The organism is Paenibacillus sp. RC84, assembly GCF_041260495.1.
Lineage (GTDB): Bacteria > Bacillota > Bacilli > Paenibacillales > NBRC-103111 > Paenibacillus_F.
Genome location: NZ_JBGBYL010000004.1, coordinates 164562 through 180722 on the forward strand (window position 1 = coordinate 164562; position 16161 = coordinate 180722).

The 16161-nt window shown below is 55.3% G+C and carries 16 protein-coding genes; 10 read left to right on the forward strand and 6 right to left on the reverse strand.

The features are described from left to right. The first annotated feature begins 110 nt into the window (after nt 1–110). Together ABH899_RS11030 and ABH899_RS11035 are read left to right on the forward strand one after the other, a co-directional pair. Nucleotides 111–629: an NUDIX domain-containing protein gene (locus ABH899_RS11030; RefSeq protein ID WP_369996124.1), complete on the forward strand. Its 519-nt coding sequence runs from the start codon at nt 111–113 to the stop codon at nt 627–629. Between the two features lie 22 nt (nt 630–651). Continuing rightward, nucleotides 652–1446, forward strand: a complete 795-nt coding sequence (locus tag ABH899_RS11035) for an SDR family NAD(P)-dependent oxidoreductase (protein ID WP_369996125.1) — start codon at nt 652–654, stop codon at nt 1444–1446. A 27-nt stretch (nt 1447–1473) separates the two neighbouring features. Here ABH899_RS11035 and ABH899_RS11040 read toward each other — a convergent pair whose 3' ends face one another. From ABH899_RS11040 to ABH899_RS11055, 4 genes are read right to left on the reverse strand one after another with little or no spacing between them, the layout of a single operon-like run. Next, complete coding sequence (locus ABH899_RS11040) at nt 1474–2598, reverse strand: Ger(x)C family spore germination protein (protein ID WP_369996126.1); 1125 nt, start codon at nt 2596–2598, stop codon at nt 1474–1476. Then, entirely contained in the window at nt 2595–3692 is a 1098-nt protein-coding gene (locus tag ABH899_RS11045; RefSeq protein WP_369996128.1) for a GerAB/ArcD/ProY family transporter, read from the reverse strand. The genes ABH899_RS11040 and ABH899_RS11045 overlap by 4 nt, the downstream gene beginning before the upstream one ends. Beyond that, nucleotides 3682–5214 carry a spore germination protein gene (locus ABH899_RS11050; protein ID WP_369996130.1) on the reverse strand — a complete coding sequence of 511 codons (1533 nt, stop codon included), beginning with the start codon at nt 5212–5214 and terminating at the stop codon, nt 3682–3684. Before ABH899_RS11050 ends, ABH899_RS11045 begins: the two co-directional genes overlap by 11 nt. Nucleotides 5215–5268: 54 nt before the next feature. Further along, nucleotides 5269–5997 (reverse strand): MerR family DNA-binding transcriptional regulator, encoded by a 729-nt coding sequence (locus tag ABH899_RS11055; protein ID WP_369996131.1) that lies wholly within the window; start codon nt 5995–5997, stop codon nt 5269–5271. A gap of 184 nt (nt 5998–6181) precedes the next feature. Here ABH899_RS11055 and ABH899_RS11060 point away from each other — a divergent pair, with 184 nt between their 5' ends. The 3 genes from ABH899_RS11060 (at nt 6182) to ABH899_RS11070 (ending at nt 8416) form a co-directional block, all read left to right on the forward strand. Next, nucleotides 6182–6805 (forward strand): DUF5701 family protein, encoded by a 624-nt coding sequence (locus ABH899_RS11060; RefSeq protein WP_369996133.1) that lies wholly within the window; start codon nt 6182–6184, stop codon nt 6803–6805. Between the two features lie 184 nt (nt 6806–6989). Then, nucleotides 6990–7592, forward strand: coding sequence for a nitroreductase family protein (locus ABH899_RS11065; protein WP_369996134.1), 603 nt, complete (start codon nt 6990–6992; stop codon nt 7590–7592). Between the two features lie 188 nt (nt 7593–7780). Further along, nucleotides 7781–8416 carry an FMN-dependent NADH-azoreductase gene (locus tag ABH899_RS11070; protein ID WP_369996136.1) on the forward strand — a complete coding sequence of 212 codons (636 nt, stop codon included), beginning with the start codon at nt 7781–7783 and terminating at the stop codon, nt 8414–8416. A 185-nt stretch (nt 8417–8601) separates the two neighbouring features. On the opposite strand, the gene ABH899_RS11075 is transcribed toward ABH899_RS11070, so the two are convergent. Then, entirely contained in the window at nt 8602–8982 is a 381-nt protein-coding gene (locus tag ABH899_RS11075; protein ID WP_369996137.1) for a winged helix-turn-helix transcriptional regulator, read from the reverse strand. A 149-nt stretch (nt 8983–9131) separates the two neighbouring features. On the opposite strand from ABH899_RS11075, the gene ABH899_RS11080 reads away from it, so the two are divergent. The 5 genes from ABH899_RS11080 (at nt 9132) to ABH899_RS11100 (ending at nt 15099) form a co-directional block, all read left to right on the forward strand. After that, a complete protein-coding gene (locus ABH899_RS11080; protein WP_369996139.1) occupies nt 9132–9548 on the forward strand; it encodes a BlaI/MecI/CopY family transcriptional regulator in 417 nt (138 codons plus the stop codon). Between the two features lies 1 nt (nt 9549). Further along, nucleotides 9550–10398: a M56 family metallopeptidase gene (locus ABH899_RS11085; protein ID WP_369996140.1), complete on the forward strand. Its 849-nt coding sequence runs from the start codon at nt 9550–9552 to the stop codon at nt 10396–10398. Between the two features lie 93 nt (nt 10399–10491). Beyond that, nucleotides 10492–10896, forward strand: coding sequence for a DoxX family protein (locus ABH899_RS11090; RefSeq protein WP_009673853.1), 405 nt, complete (start codon nt 10492–10494; stop codon nt 10894–10896). Between the two features lie 468 nt (nt 10897–11364). Next, entirely contained in the window at nt 11365–13590 is a 2226-nt protein-coding gene (locus ABH899_RS11095; protein ID WP_369996489.1) for a 5'-nucleotidase C-terminal domain-containing protein, read from the forward strand. 366 nt (nt 13591–13956) lie between these two features. Next, nucleotides 13957–15099, forward strand: a complete 1143-nt coding sequence (locus tag ABH899_RS11100) for a glycerate kinase (protein WP_369996142.1) — start codon at nt 13957–13959, stop codon at nt 15097–15099. Here ABH899_RS11100 and ABH899_RS11105 read toward each other — a convergent pair. Next, on the reverse strand, nt 15089–16039 hold the full coding sequence (locus ABH899_RS11105; RefSeq protein WP_369996144.1) for a LysR family transcriptional regulator: 951 nt from the start codon (nt 16037–16039) through the stop codon (nt 15089–15091). The two genes, ABH899_RS11100 and ABH899_RS11105, sit on opposite strands and share 11 nt — an antisense overlap. Between the last annotated feature and the right edge of the window lie 122 nt (nt 16040–16161).

The following is a 16161-nucleotide window of genomic DNA, read 5'->3' on the forward strand; positions in this document are numbered from 1 at the left end:
AAATCACAAGCAGCCGGTTTGAGAACTTGGCACCGGTGCGGGTGCCGGCACCACTACACAAGACTGCAACTCGAAAATCCGTACCGGCAGGAAACAAACGGAGGCAAACTATGTTAAAACCGAAGACGATCGAGGCCGATTGGGGCGGCCATCTTGTAAAACTGACCTGGATTGCTGCCGCAGCGCCTCCCGAAAAGGATGTCACGAGTGTGCATGGCGTCTGCTTTTACGAAGGCAAAATATTGCTCGTCCGCGTCAAAACCCGCGGTTTTAACTTGCCGGGCGGGCACGTGGAGGCGGGTGAGACACCCCGGGAGGCCCTGCACCGCGAATGCCTGGAGGAAGGCTGCGTGGAAGGAGTGATCCGTCCGGTCGGGATGATTGAGGTGAGCCATGAGAACAACCCGAATTTCGATCCGGGCGGCAAGTATCCGCTTATCGGCTATCAGGTTTTTTACCGGATGGATATAACCGCCTGCCGCCCTTTCACCCGGGAAAACGAGTGTACGGCCCGCATTTGGGTCGAGCCCGGGGAGCTGCCGCATGTGATCGAGGATCACGAGCTCATCCTCTGCGCCGTGGAAGCGGCGCTGAACACCGGACCCGTAAGCCCCCCGCTTGACGATTGAATAGACGAAGGAGGAGAATGGCATGCCCGAGAAACAGAACGGACAAACCCCCGCCGTACTCGTAACGGGAGGAAGCACCGGAATCGGCCGGGGCATCGCCCTTGCATTTGCCGCGGCAGGCTACCGGGTCGCGATTACCCATTATCGGGATGGGGATGCTGCAGCGGCAGCGGCCGAAGAGATTTCACGCTTGTCGGGAGTCCCATGCGGAGTTATCGAGGGTGACCTGAGGAAGCTTGAAACAGCCGAAGGGACCATACCGGATGCCCTGCGAATCCTCGGCCGCCTCGACATTCTCGTAAACAATGCCGGCATCGGGCTGTACGGCCGCATACAGGAGCTGCCCGCGGAAAACCTGGACAGCTTATACGGACTGAATTTCCGCGCTCCGCTGCTTCTGATGCGGGATGCCTCCCGGCACATGATTGAGCGCGGCATTCGCGGGTGCATCCTGAACATTACCTCCTCGCGGGCCGAGCGGGCGTATCCGAAGGATGCCGCCTACGGCGGACTCAAGGCCGGCTTGGAACGGGCCTCCGAAGCTGCCGCGCTCGATCTGGCGCCTTATGGAATCCGCGTCAACTGCCTGGCTCCCGGCGCCGTACTTGTGCGGGAACCGGAGCCGCAGCTTGACAAGTTCGCCGAGACGGTCCCCCTGGGCCGGATAGGGCTGCCGGACGATATCGGCCAAGCGGCGGTATGGCTGGCATCCGGGCAGGCGTCTTACGTGACCGGCATTTCGCTGCGGATAGACGGCGGCTTGATCCTGCCGGGGATGCCGGAGGACGGCAGCGCCTCTTGGAATCCGGGCGTATAACAGGCAGAGGCCCGCAAGGCCGGCGGGTCAGTTGAAGACGCCCGAGCCTACAATTTCCACGTTGACTTTCGGATGGAAACGGACGTTTTTATACTCCTGCAGCCAATCCATGGACTTCCATAACTTTGGATGGCGGGCCATCAGCTGTCTGCCGATCCCGAATGCATCACAGCCGCTTTCCTGCAGCTTCTCGATCACCGCTTCGGCGTCCCCTGTCAGGAGAGCGGACAAGTCTTCGTTCAGCCGGTGCACCGTATCTTTTTGATGCAGATGATCTTCGGCAAATTCCGTCACTCTCACAGGAAGCTTCAGGTCCAGATACACATCGACCTTGCGGTCTTGGACCTGGACCTTCAATTTTCGTTTGCTTTTTTTTCCCCCTGCATCGAACGTGATGTAATTCTCCAGGTTACTCCGGTCCCCCTCTTTAATTTTCCGTACAAATCTTGCCGTATCTTTGTGAGTTCCCGAGAGAAGCGAGTACAGAATGGCTTCCTCCACATTCAGGCTGCCTGTCATCCGCTGACCGTTAAACAGAGCGACCCCTATGGCATCGACGTTTTTACCGTCTTGTTTAAGATAGGGGAGCACGAAGTCCTGACCGGGATCCAGCAGCAGCGTGAGCATCGTTTCCAGCGATAATTCGGGAAAAATGCTCATCTCTTCCAAGCTTTCGATTTTCCTTGTAATAAATTCGCCGATGAGAATGTTTCCGACCTGTTTCAGCCGCAGCATTTCGTTCGTGGAGCCGTCTACGATGGCAATTTTAACCCGGGAAGTAGGATTGCGAGGGTCGCGGTACAAAACATCCAAGTACGGATAAAAATCCTTTTCCGCTACGCTTTTGCCGAGCAGCAAAAAGCCGTATTTGAAGTACCGGATATCGCCGGTTACCTTGGTGCGGATGACGTCACTCGTCTGCCTGACGGAATAACCGACGCCGGACTCGACCTCGTTCTTCGCGGAACCCTGCTGCTCGGTTTGTTTGGACTCATCCACAACTTCCATCGTCTGCATCAGCCTGCCGTCGGGTGTGAGATCATACCCCGCCCCGTATCCCAGTCTGGCATTTCTCAAACTGTCCTCATCCCAGCAGCCCGGCAGCACGGCGAGCAGGAGCAGCACGGTCCCGATACGTCCGGCCCGTCTCATGCGGGTTCACCTTCTTTCTTCTTGAGTGCGTAAGATAGCAGCAGGAGCAGAAGCGGGAATCCGACGAGGAAAAAATAAGCCGACGCGTCCGCGATATACGAGAAAAGCTCGAACTGATCCTTCGTCTGCGGCAGATACGCGATGGCACAGGAAATGATCACCGCAAAGGGCGCGGCTTTTTTATGGTCCTTATGCTTTAGCAGATGGCCGATGCCGAATGCGGCCGCATAACAGTAGCCGGTCATGGAGGCTACCATGGAGATCATCCAGATGGGGAGGAACAGCAGATCTGCGCGGTCCATCGCCCCGAATGGCAGCGAACGCAGCAGATACATAACGGGCTCCGGAATCATATTCAACTGATGGGGACTGAAAACGGCCATGCAGGTAAACACCGTAAAGGCGTAAAACAAAACGACAAACCACGTGCCTGCCGACACGGCTTTCAGTTTGCCCGCATGGTTTCCTTTTACGTAAGGATAAATGATTAGAATCAGCTCGAACCCGTACATGGCGGTGATCGTTTCTTTCGAGCTTATAATGATATTCCAGATTCCCGCCTCGTTAAGCGGAAGCAGGTACAGAAGATTCGCGCGATGCACGCCGTATCCGATAAGGAACATCATAGGCCCGATGAGAAACGTGAACAGGATAAAGATGCGCGTAATGGTGCGAAACGTGCCCCGGATCAAATAAACGCCCGTCAGCATAAACAGGAACAATACCGCCCAGCGCGGAGTGTTCTGGAGAATCCAGCGGTTGATGATATCGAACGCGCCCATCATGACGACGCCGCCGACCAGAAGAAAGTAAGCGACGTAGGCAATTCCGATAAAAGCGCCCGCATATCGGCCCGTTACGGCGGACGCGATCCGGAACACGCTGTAGGATGGGAACCGTTTCATCAGCATCCACATCATAACCAGGATCAACTGCAGGAAGACGCCGGCGATCAGGACCGAAATCCAACCTCCGCCTTTGGCGAGCTGGTGCAGACGGTACGGGAGCGACAGGATTCCGACACCGATTTGGAGCTTGATAATGAGCAGAAAAAGCTGGCCTTGCGAAATGGTGTCTTTGGGTTCAATCTTCATCCCGTTTCCAGCTCCTTGAGGTCGCTTCTTGCTTCATGATTTTAGGATTGGCGTCATGAGGACGCCCGTTGAGCAGCCACGAAGGAAAGCGGACAAACACGTCCTTCATATCTTTTATTCTCAGCGGTGCGAAAGGAGAGAAGTAGGGCGTGCCGAAAGACTCCAGTTTGCACAAATGGATGGTCAGGAGCATGAGACCGAAAGCGATTCCCACATATCCGAAAATAGAGGCGGCGATCATCAGCGGAAAGCGTAAAATCCGCACGGCCGAGCTCATTTCATGGGACGGGACGAGAAAAGAGGCGATCGCGGTCAGCGAAACGACGATGATCATCGTGTAGGACACGAGTCCGGCCCGTACGATGGCATCCCCGATGACCAAACCGCCGACGATGCCGATCGTCTGTCCGACCCGGCTGGGCAGCCGGATTCCGGCCTCGCGGAGCAGCTCGAAGATGAGTTCGAGCAGCATGGCTTCGACGATAGCGGGAAACGGCACGCGTTCCAGCGAGCTTTTGATCGTATGAACAAGCTCCAGCGGCAAAATATCCGGGTGAAAGGAAACGGTCCCAATGTAAATAGCCGGAAGCGTGAATGCCAGCAGAAAACTGAACATCCGGATCATCCGGACAAAAGAACTGACGATCCAGCGGCCGTTATAATCGTCCGGCGATTGGTAGAAGGCGAAGAAGGTGACGGGAACGATAAGAACGGTCGGACTTCCTTCCGTAAGAATCACGACGCGTCCTTCCATTAAATTGGAAGCGGTCCGGTCCGGGCGCTCGGTGGCCAAATGCTGCGGGAACACGGAGAACGGGTGATCCTCCGTCATCTCCTGAATAATTCCCGTTGTCAGTACGGTATCGGTGGAAATGGACCGGATCCGTTCCTCGACTTCCTGAACGAGCTCGGCATTGGCGATATTATTCATATAAACAATAGCGATCCGGGTTTGCGTATGCGTGCCGGCCTTATAGTAGCGAACCGTCAAATAAGGGCTTGCGATCAGCTTGCGGATCAGAAACAAGTTCACGTTCAGAACTTCGATGAAGCCGTAATGCGGACCCCGGATCACGCCTTCGTTCTCGGGTTCTTCCACGCTCCGTTTGTAAACCGCTTCGGTTGCCAAAACATAAAACCCCTGAAGACCTTCCAGAAAATAAACGCATTTCCCTTGAATCAGCGCTTGGACGGCGTTATCCAGCGGAATTTCGCGGGTCGTTTCGAGAATATTAAACAAGTTATCCGGCTCTTGGCCGGTGTTTTCGTGCAGAGGCTGGACCACATGAAGCTGTATTTTGTCCTGATCGACGAGCGATTCGAGGTAAACCAGCATCCCGTCCGTTCCGGCGAAGGGGAGAGGCTGCTGCTTCATATCTTCCGTATAGCATAGACCATGCTGAAGATAACCGATATTGATGGCAATAGAATCGGAAGCCTGAGGGGGCTTTGCCGGTTCCTGGAGATGTTCACCCGGGCCTGAGTTCCGGGCAGCTCGGAGAAGCTTGCGATAGAGACTCATGCGATACACACCCTTTGGATTCGATATCCATAATGTGTTCCAACGGGATTGCCATTATTCTCTATGGATGGGGGAAAGCGGCACATTCAGCCTTTCGCACAGCCGGTAGACACAGTACGCGCCCTTCAACTGATGCAGATTCATCCGTTCCAGATACCGGAGCGAATCGCGGGCGATGGCTTTGGCCGCTTCCAGATTGTCAGGATCGAGAAGCCCGATCGCTTTTTTCAGCTCCGCGAGCTCCTGCGAATAAATGGCCTGCCGGAGCGTGAGGATCAGCCGGATTTTGCGCACCTGCAGGCGGCTGAACGTCCGGTATCCGTTGGCCGGATTCCGGGAGGCGGTGATGAGCCCCGCTTTCTCCCAGTGACGGATAGCGGAGCGCGGGACACCGGTTTCCATCGACACCCGGCCGATGCTTTGGCCGCCCGGGTCTGGCGCTTCCTGAGCGGTTTCGGCTTCCCCGCTTTCCAGGTAGGCCAGCGTGTCGTCGGCTCTCCGCTTGTCCCGGAAGAGAGCGGCTTGGGCTTCGGTCATGCGCCAGAGGGCGGAGGCCCACTCTCCTTTCTGGAGCCGGCGCAATACTTCCGCGGTGATGTCCATGCCGAAGCCGGGCGACATCGCCTGGATGCACTCGAAATAAGCCGCATGCAGCTCCGTATAGGTCCGGTGACCGGAAGCGGTCCGATCTGCGGGAGGGACGAGTCCTGCGGCTTCGTAATTTCTTAAAGCACTCGTGCTGACGTGCAATTTTCGGGCGATATCGATGGGTCTGAAATTCATGGGAATGACCTCCGTATCAATCTAAACCTTCAAGTAAGGTTATAAGTATTTTATCAAAAAAATGCGGTTTCAAAGGATTAAAGTTTTGAAAACTTAGAATTCGCACGCATGTTATACAATGAAAATGAGAATATGGAGAGCCGGAGAGTTTAAAAAAAGCTACCGGTGGGAGAGGAGCGGACTGATGACGTTTGAAGAGGAATTTGAAAGACAGATCCAGAATTTAATAGACAAAGGCTATCCCGGTTTGGCGGGATTGGAGGAAGCGGCTTTTCGCGAGCTTTTTGCCCCGTTACAAGAAAGAGCCGCCAAGCGGATGCGGGAAGATTTTAAGACGGGAGAGGGCAGCCTGCCTTTCGTCCTGGTCATGGCGTCCGGTACAATTCCACGGGATGAGATGATGCAGCGGGTGGAACGCGGCGGGAAAAACGGCTTCAGCGTCATGGAGGCCGAAGATCTCGCAAGGTTCAGCCCTATCCAAGGCGTGGAGCTTCCCGAAGGAGAAGCATACTTGCTCCTGGACGTGGATACGGGTTCGGAAACGCTGAACCGGACGCCGGATGAAGCCATGAAGTCGTTTGCGGAATGGAACCGGTCTCCGCTGACGATCGAGGAGGGAATTGCGGTGATCACCCAATTCCCGGACATTTTGCAGAAAAACCACGGATTTTCTCTATGCGGTTCCAGATGCGGCGACCGGAGGGTAAGCGCACTGTGGATTAGCGGCGGCAAGCCGAAGCTGGGCTGGTGCTGGGCCGGCAATCCCCATACTTGGCTGGGATCGGCCTCCTGCGGAGCTAGAATTTGAACGTGCGGCCTGGGTTTTGTATGCCGTCCTTTCCGTTACAGTCAAGAAGATTCCTAACGGGGCGCTGCGGGTAATAAGGGAGGATTGTCCTTTAACCCGCCGTGAATAATAGGGTTTGCATAGAAACGGGTACAATGCGGCAAATTACAATCACTTCACTTCTACGAAAAACGGAGGGATACGTATGTCAGCGGAATCATTTTTGCAAGCGGTCCGGGAAAGACGCTCTATTTATTCAATCAGCGGAGAATCCCCGGTTTCAGACGACAAGATAGTGGAAATCGTGAAGGAAGCGGTCAAACACACGCCTTCCTCCTTTAACTCCCAAAGCGCCCGGGTGCTCGTGCTTCTCGGTGAGCAGCATCATAAGCTGTGGGACATCGTCAAAGATATTCTTCGTACGATCGTCAAGGAAGACCAGTTTGCCGCCACGGAACAGAAGGTGAACAGTTTCCGCAGCGGTCACGGTTCGGTTGTGTTTTTCGAGGATATGTCTGTCATCGAGAGTCTGCAGGGGCAGTTCCCGAGCTATCAGGACCATTTCCCGAACTGGTCCCAGCAGTCGAGCGGCATGCTGCAATATGTCATCTGGACGGCGCTGGAGAGCGAAGGGCTTGGAGCGACGCTTCAACATTACAACCCTTTGATCGACGAGAAGGTAAAAAGCACTTGGAACCTGCCGGAATCGTGGAAACTGATCGCCCAGATGCCGTTCGGCAAGCCGACGGCGCCTGCGGGCGACAAGGAATATAAACCGGTTGAGGAACGGGTCAAAATAGCCAAATAACACCGGCGAACCCGACCTGAGGCCCCATTTCTCCCGCAGAAATGGGGCCTGTTTCTGTTACCCGCACGTTTACAGTACCTTTTTTTATCCTAACCCACATGGATGTGCCTACTTCCCAGAACGGAAAATATGAGACATAATTAGTTTGAAGTTAAGATTATTTCCGACAAGAAGGGAAGAATTCAATTATGGCAACAGTCCTATACATTACGGCTCACCCGCACGATCACCAGACTTCTTACAGCATGGCGGTAGGAAAAGAATTTATCGAGGCGTACCGAGAAGCCAATCCGGCCGATGAAGTCATCGCCCTCGATCTTTATAACTCGGATATTCCGCAAATCGACGCGGACGTATTCAGCGGCTGGGGCAAGCTGCGCTCCGGTTCTTCGTTCGACCAGCTTTCCGCTTCCGAGCAGGCGAAAGTTCAGCGTCTGAACGACATCGTGGAGCAGTACATTGCGGCCGACAAGTATGTTTTTGTCTCCCCGATGTGGAACTTCTCGTTCCCTCCGGTTCTTAAAGCCTACATCGATGCCATCTGCATCGCCGGCAAAACGTTCAAGTACACGGAAAACGGCCCGGTCGGCCTGCTGACCGACAAGAAAGCCATTCATATCCAAGCAAGCGGCGGCGTCTACTCCGAAGGTCCTGCCGCGAGCTTTGAGAGCGGACACAGCTTCCTGAAAAAAATCATGCAGTTCCACGGCGTACCTTCCTTTGAAGGCATCTTCGTGGAAGGCATGGCGGCTATGCCGGATAAAGCTCCGGCGATCAAAGAAGCGGCTATCGCCAAAGCGAAAGAAGCGGCGAAACGCTTCTAATCACCCTCCGGCCTGGAGCCGGAGCTGCCAGCCGGGAACACCCCGGCAAGCGCAAAAAACCTCCGTTTCCCTGTCAGGGAAGGAGGTTTTTTGCGCTTGCGGGGCGAGCACGGGGCCATCCGTCGCGTCTGCGGCCTGCCGCAGGTCTGTCAACCGGCTGCGGTGCCGGCCCGGTCAGCCGATTGTTAAGGCCTGGCCGAAGCCGCCCGGCTTTCCGCGTCTGCGGCGGATTCCGCGTTGCGATGCTTCATATGCTCGACATGGGCCGCGCCCCAGACGTGCATGGAATGGAGGATGGGCTCCAGGGTCCGGCCATACTCCGTAATGGAGTATTCCACTTTGGGGGGAACCTGGGGATAAACGACCCGCCGGACGATGTCCTGTTCTTCAAGCTCACGGAGATGCAGGGTCAGCATGCGCTGGGTAATATCGGGCATCAATCTTCTGAGCTCGTTAAACCGCAGCGTATCTTTGCTGATTAAATGCTGAATGACCAGAGGTTTCCATTTGCCGACAATCATGTCCAGAGCCACGACCACTTTGCACTGCTCGGGGATAATTTCCATGGGACGGCCTCCTTTCACGGTACCTTTTTTACTACTATAGCATATCTTCGCTTCTACTGCCTCAGGCCCCGTATATATGACTCTACGGATGTGCACTTGACACCGTGACGCCGCCAACACTACAATGGGTAGTGGAAGGGGGCGGCCTCGTGAAAATTCATACGTTTAAAACGAACGAAAGCGGGCTTAACCGGTTTTTCGGACCTCTGGAAGCCAAGATCATGAATATTTTGTGGGACGGGCCCGAGATGGCGATCAAGGACGTCCAGCACGCGCTGGAACGCGAGAAGCTTGTGAACTTCAACACCGTTATGACGGTCATGAACCGGCTTTTGGATAAAGGAATCTTGTCGAAAAGAATGGACGGAAGAACGTCGCTTTACAGGCCGGTCCAATCCAGAGACGAGTTTCTCGAATGCCAATCGAAAGAATTGACCCACGAGCTTATGGAGGAATTCGGATCGTCTCTGGTGGTCAACCATATGCTCGATGCCCTGGAAGAGGTGGATCCCATGCTCATTGAGAAGCTGCAACAGAAAATCCTGGATCTCCAGAAGGACAAGTAACATGTGGCAGTCCCGGTCCAGATTCATTTTCCGTTCGTCGGTTCTGATTGCGGGCGTTGTCCTGTTTCAGATGACCATGTATGCCCTCCATGTCCTGTTCGGCCTCAGAATCGGGTTTAACGTGCTGGATGTCTGCACCGAATGGATGCGTTCCAAAGGTATTTTATCCGTCGCCCATCTGCTGGACGCCTTCGTGATCGGCACGTTCGCATACAGTCTGTGGCAAATCTGCCGGCAGTTCGTCCTGTCCCGGAGCATCTACGCCAAGCTGGCCGCGTACAAGCATACGAAGCTGTCTGCGGAGCTGAACCGGATGTATCCCGAAGCGCGGGGGAATATCGTCGTGGTCGTGTCGGACGAGCCGATCGCGCTGACGATGGGATTCGGCAGGCCGGCGGTCGTCCTGTCCACCGGACTCCTGAACTTGCTGGAGCCGGGTGAGGCCGAAGCCGTTATCCATCATGAGCTGCATCATCAGCAGACGGGAGATCCGCGCAGCATGTTCTTCCTCTCGTTATTGGCTTCGGTGCTGTGGTATCTTCCCGTACTGAAATGGTTCCACCACCAGTACAAAATCGCGCGCGAGATACTTGCGGACAATTACGCGATTTCGCGCCAAGGCTCTTCCCGCGATCTCGGCAGCGCACTGCTGAAGCTGCTCCGAAGAGGCGGTACGGTTGCCATGCCGTTCGCGTACGCATCTTTCGCCGATACTTCGATCAATTACAGAATCCGAAGAATCGTCGATCCGGAATCCCCGATTTCTTTCCGGCCGCCGCTTACGCCGACCATGATTTCCGTTTATGTTCTGGTCATGCTGACCTGGCTTTTCGTCCAGATATTGTTCTGAAAAATTTTTTGAGCACAGACACTACGATTCGTAGTGTTCTTGCGGCCACAAACACTACACATTGTAGTGTTAAAAACAAGGAGGAAATTAAAAATGAATTCAATTAACAAATGGCAGTATGGAGCGTTTATTTTACGGATTGTTCTCGGCTTGATCTTTCTCGTTCACGGCTATCAGAAGTTTGAAGGCGGGCTGAGCGGCGTTGCCGGGTTTTTCGGCAGTCTCGGCCTTCCCGGATTTATGGCGTACGTGGTGGCGGTTATCGAGCTCGCGGGCGGCATCCTCATGCTGATCGGACTTGGAACGCGCTGGATTGCGGCGGCATTTGCCGTTATCATGCTGGTGGCGATCTTTACGGCGAAGCTGAGCCAAGGATTCACCGGAGGCTATGAGCTGGAGCTGGCGCTGCTCGGTATGTCCCTGGGCCTGTTCTTTACGGGCAAGCAATTCCTGGCTTTGGAAAACGTGTTTTCCCGCGGGAAGGCGAACGCCCTGTAAAAACGGGCTGGCAGCAGGCTGCCGAATCGGCCGGATCGGCGGGCTGGAAACGCGCAAGAGGAAGCCGAAAAAATCAAGGCTTCGAACCGTTTTCGGGCGTCAACCGAACTGTTGTCTGAGACCGGGCGGGTTGCTGGCGTGCAGTATATATGCACAGCGATTCGCAAGGCCGATTTACACAACGAAAACCGCAGGGCTATCGGGGCTCTGTGGTTTTTTGCCGTTAATTCGGGACTCCTGAGACACTATGAAAAACAATTGTAAAGGTTTCGTAAATAAAATCATATTCAAATCGCCGCTTCTGTTGTAAAATCGGAACTATGTTTCAAAAAGGCAGTAAATTTTGGCATAGCCTTTTACGGGAAGCAGAGGCTGTTTCTAAATCGGAAGCGGCCGCCAACTTTACCACCACCGAAGGGGAGAGTCATCATGAAGGCAAAGAAAGCAGTGAGTCTGACTGTATCCGCTATGCTATTATTCGGAACCGTTTTCACAAGCGGCCGGGCTGCGGCGGAAACGGCTGAACCGGCTAAACCGGCGAAGGCCGACACGGAGATTTCCATTCTGGGAACCTCGGACATTCACGGACGATTCATGCCGTGGGATTATGCGCTGGACGGGCCCAACACGAACGGAAGTCTGACCCAGCTTTTCACCATGATCAAAAAAGTGCGGCAGGAGAATCCGAACACGGTTCTCGTAGATGCCGGGGACATGATTCAGGACAACTCCGCGGAGCTGTTCAACGACCAGCCGAAGTCTCCTATGATGGTCGCCATGAATGAAATGAATTACGATGCCTGGGTCATGGGCAACCATGAATTTAATTTCGGGCTCGACGTATTCAAAAAGATTACTTCGCAGTACAAAGGACAAATGCTCGGCGGCAATATTTACAAAGACAACGGGGACAGATTTCTCCCGGCGTATACCATTATCGAAAAAGCGGGCGTGAAAATCGGCATTATCGGGATGGACACCCCCATGACAGCCGAGTTCGAGAAGGGAACCGACCACCTGGACGGAATCCAGTTCAAAAACCCGGTGGAAGAGACGAAGAAAGCCGTAAAAGAGCTGGAAGGCAAAGTCGACGTGATGATCGGCCTCATGCACATGGGGATCGAGAACGAGAACGGCGTGCCGGGAACCGGTGTTGCGGACGTCGCCAATGCGAACCCGGAACTGGCCGCTATCTTTGCCGGCCATATGCACAAACTGGTCAAATCGGAGACCGTTAACGGCGTTCTTATCGCCGAACCGGACAAGTACGGCACCCATGTTTCCCGGATCGACCTGACCTTTACGGAGAAGGACGGTAAAATGGTCCTTAAGGACAAGAAAGCGGCCGCTCTTCCTGTCAAAGACGCAAGCGGGGTTACAGCCGTTTCCGATCCCGAGCTGGAAAAAACGCTGAAGCCGTTTCACGACTTTGCGCGGGCGGACGCCAATATCGAAGTGGCGCAGCTCAAAGGGATGAACCTCGTTCCGAAGAACGAGATTGAAGGCATTCCGAGCGTACAAATCCAGGAGACGCCTTTATCGGACTTTTTCAGCGAAGTGATGCTGCATTACAGCAAGGCTGACGTAGTCGCGCACCAGATCGACAACGACAAGGCGCGTTTGGATATCGGGCCGATCAAGAAGAAGGATATCGCGTACAACTACCAGTTCGCTCTCGGCGAAATTACGGTCTATAAAGTAACGGGCAAAGATGTGAAGGATTACATGGAATGGGCGGTAGGGTATTTCAATTCCACCCGGCCGGGCGACGTGACCGTCAGCTTCGACAAAAAACGCCGCGCGTCCAAATACAGTACGAACGATTTCTTCGGCGGGGTCAAGTATGACATCGATTTGACGAAGCCTTACGGCAGCCGCATTACGAATCTGCGTAAAATGGACGGCACTGCCATCCGGCCGGAAGACAGCTTGAAGCTGGGCATGAACGCTTACCGGATGGACGCGCTGAAAGCGAAAGGCGGCGCTCTGGAAGGCCGCAACTTCGAGCAGCTCTGGTCGTCGAAAGACGCGTCCGCTTTCGGTGAGATGGGCGGTACGATCCGCAGCCGCGCGATCGCTTACCTGAAAGAAGTGAAGAACGGGGTCTACGAGCCGAAAGTCCAGAACAACTGGAAAATTATCGGCGTGGACACGACTTCCCCCGAGCGGGCCGATGTGGTCGAGCTGATCAATTCGGGTATCCTGTCGGTACCGAAGACGGAAGACGGCAAGTACACAAACGTGGAGTCCATCAATATCCTGGACGCCGTCACGAAAGAAGAAATCGCCGCTCTTGCCGGAAAAGCCAAAGTGGACGGAAGCCTGTTCGACGGCGTTCAGACCAAAGGCGAATTTTACCGCAAGCTGAACGCGGCGGTTAAAGCGGCCGGAAACGGCAGCGGAGAACCGACCGCGCCTCAGCCTAAGCCGGAACCGAAGCCTGAGCCAAAACCGGAACCAAAACCGGAACCAAAACCGGAACCAAAACCGAAGCCGGCCGTTAAGAAGCAGGCCCAGGTGACGTCCTACTTCCTGAATGTGCGGACAAAGGCGTCCGCGACAGCGAAAATCATTACCGCCGTACCGAAAGGGACGATTCTGGAAGTGCTCGGCACCAGCTACGGCTGGGTGAAAGTATCCTATAAAGGAACCATCGCTTACGTTTACGGCGAGTATGTGAAGATGCTTCCGTAACGAAACCAAGCGTAAACAGCAGTCCGGCCTTTAGGCCGGGCTGTTTTTTTATGGCCTGCTTTGCATGCAGCGCTCGACTTAGAATTCATTCTAACCCGGACACTTTCGTTCATAACCTGTTCGGACTTCGCCGACACCTTCTTTTACGGCAGAGTACGACGCGGTTGGGGTAATTGACGAAGCCGGGCCGGACATGCAACAATTTTCGGTAGGAGATTCCGCAGCCGTCTTTTAGCGTCACGCAATTGAAACGGAAGAAGCCCGACTGCTCCCGGGAAGATTTCTGGCGCCAAACAAAATCAGCCCGCTGCGGCCGGTACGGCAAGAGAGTGTAACAGCCACTACAAGGAAAAGGAGCGATTTCCTTTGAAAATCGTCATTGCGCCGGATTCCTATAAAGGCAGCCTGTCCTCCAAGGAAGCGGGGCTTGCCATCGAAAGAGGCGTTCGCCGGGCAGGCATCGGGAACTTCACGACCTCCGTTATTCCGATGGCGGACGGCGGCGAAGGGACCTTGGAATGTCTCATGGAATCTTCTAAAGGCCGGATGGTTCGCGCCGTCGTGAAGGACCCGCTGGGCCGTGACATATCCGCCGTCTTCGGTATTCTCGGTGACGGCAGGACCGGGGTCATCGAGATGGCCAAGTCGTCGGGGCTCTATTTGCTGGAAGAATCCGAACGGAACCCGCTGCTGACGTCCACGTACGGATTCGGGCAGCTGATTGCGGCTGCGCTGGATGAAGGATGCCGCCATTTTATACTCGGCCTGGGCGGAAGCGCCACCAACGACGGAGGAGCGGGGATGCTCCAGGCCCTGGGCGCGGAGCTGCTCGACAGCGGAGGCAGGCCTCTCGCGGCGGGAGCAAGCGGAGGAGCGCTGGGCGAGGTCGCCGGTATTTCCGCGGACGGCCTCGACAAGCGGCTGGCCCGCTGCACCTTTACGCTGGCGTGCGACGTGACCAACCCCTTCACGGGTCCTCACGGCGCATCCGCCGTTTTCGGGCCCCAGAAAGGAGCGGCGCCGGACATGGTCGACCGGCTGGAGAGCAACCTGGCCCGCTTTGCGGATGTGATCCGGGAAGCTACCGGCACGGCCCTGCACGGGCTGCCTGCAGCGGGAGCGGCGGGCGGTTTGGCCGGGGGCATTCTCGCTTTCTTGAATGCCAGGCTGGAATCGGGCTTCTCGGTCGTCTCCGCGGTTACGGGACTGGAGGCGGCGGTCAAGGGAGCCGATCTGGTCCTTACCGGAGAAGGCCGCACAGATTCCCAGACGGCAAGGGGCAAGACGCCGGCCGGAGTCGCCGGGCTGGCCGCGAAGCACGGCGTGCCGGCCGTGGTTCTGGCCGGGTCCGTGGGCGAAGGGATCGAGGAGCTTTACGGGCAGGGAGTCACGGCCGTGTTCAGCCTCGTAAACGGGCCGATGACCCTCGAAGAGGCGATGCGCCGCACTCCGGAGCTGCTGGAACAGACGGCCGCGCAGGTTATGCGCGTTTTCGCCGTCAGGAAGTGAGGGTTTCTTCCGCCGGCTTCGCTTCGGGTTTGTGCTCCGGAACCATCTCACCGGCATGGAAAACTTTCCGTGTCAGCTCGATAAAAGCCAGCAGGGGAGGCGTCATCCATTTGTCCTTGTGCCAGGCGATTTGGGTGAACAACGCGTCTTCGGGCGCTTTCCAAGCCAGCTCGGTCAGCTTCCCTTCACGCAGGTCTGCGGCTACAACCATGCCGGGCAGAATAGCGATTCCGAGTCCGGACATGACGCACTGCTTGATAGCTTCGATGCTTGCAAACTCGAATTTGTTTAGCGGATAGACGGATACGGAGCTGAAGGACCGCTCCAGGATGGTCCGGTAGGAACAGCCGGCTTCCGTCAGCAGGAACGTTTCGTGCTCCAGATCCTTCGGCGTCAGGTTCTTCACGTCCGCGAGCGGATGATCGGGCGAGGCGACGATTTTGAGCTCCTCCCGGATCAGCGTTTCGATATGCAGTGCTTCCCGCGGCTTGCAGCTGTCCATGATAAAGGCGATATCAAGAACGCCTTCCAGCAGCTGCTCCCTGGCATGAGCATCCGAATTCGAAGGCCGGAACACGATCTTCACATTCGGAAAGCGGGCTTTAAATTCTTTGAGCAAAGCGGGAAGACGGTACGTGCACTGGCTTTCCTGGGCGCCTATCACAAGCGTTCCGGCCTGTTCTTCGTCCCCGCGGACGGTATGTTTGGCCTCTTCCGTCAGGGTAATGATTTTGTCGGCGTACAATTTAAACTGGCGCCCCGCTTCCGTTAAAACGAGCCGTTTGCCGAGCCGTTCGAACAAGGGGGCCCCAAGCTCGGATTCCAGCGCTTTGATTTGCGCGGTCACACTGGATTGGGCAAAATTAAGCATCCGGGCCGTCTGGGTAAAATTCAGGTTCTCGGCGGCGGTTTTAAACGTCAGAAGTTGTTTGGTTTCCATCGCTGCTTCTCTCTTTCATCGAAAAAGTTGCTTGATGACATCGAAATAATCGTCTTTGGTGATCGTTCTCTTTATTGTAAAATGAGAGGGTAGTGTCCGGCAAGCCCTGAAACACCGGAACA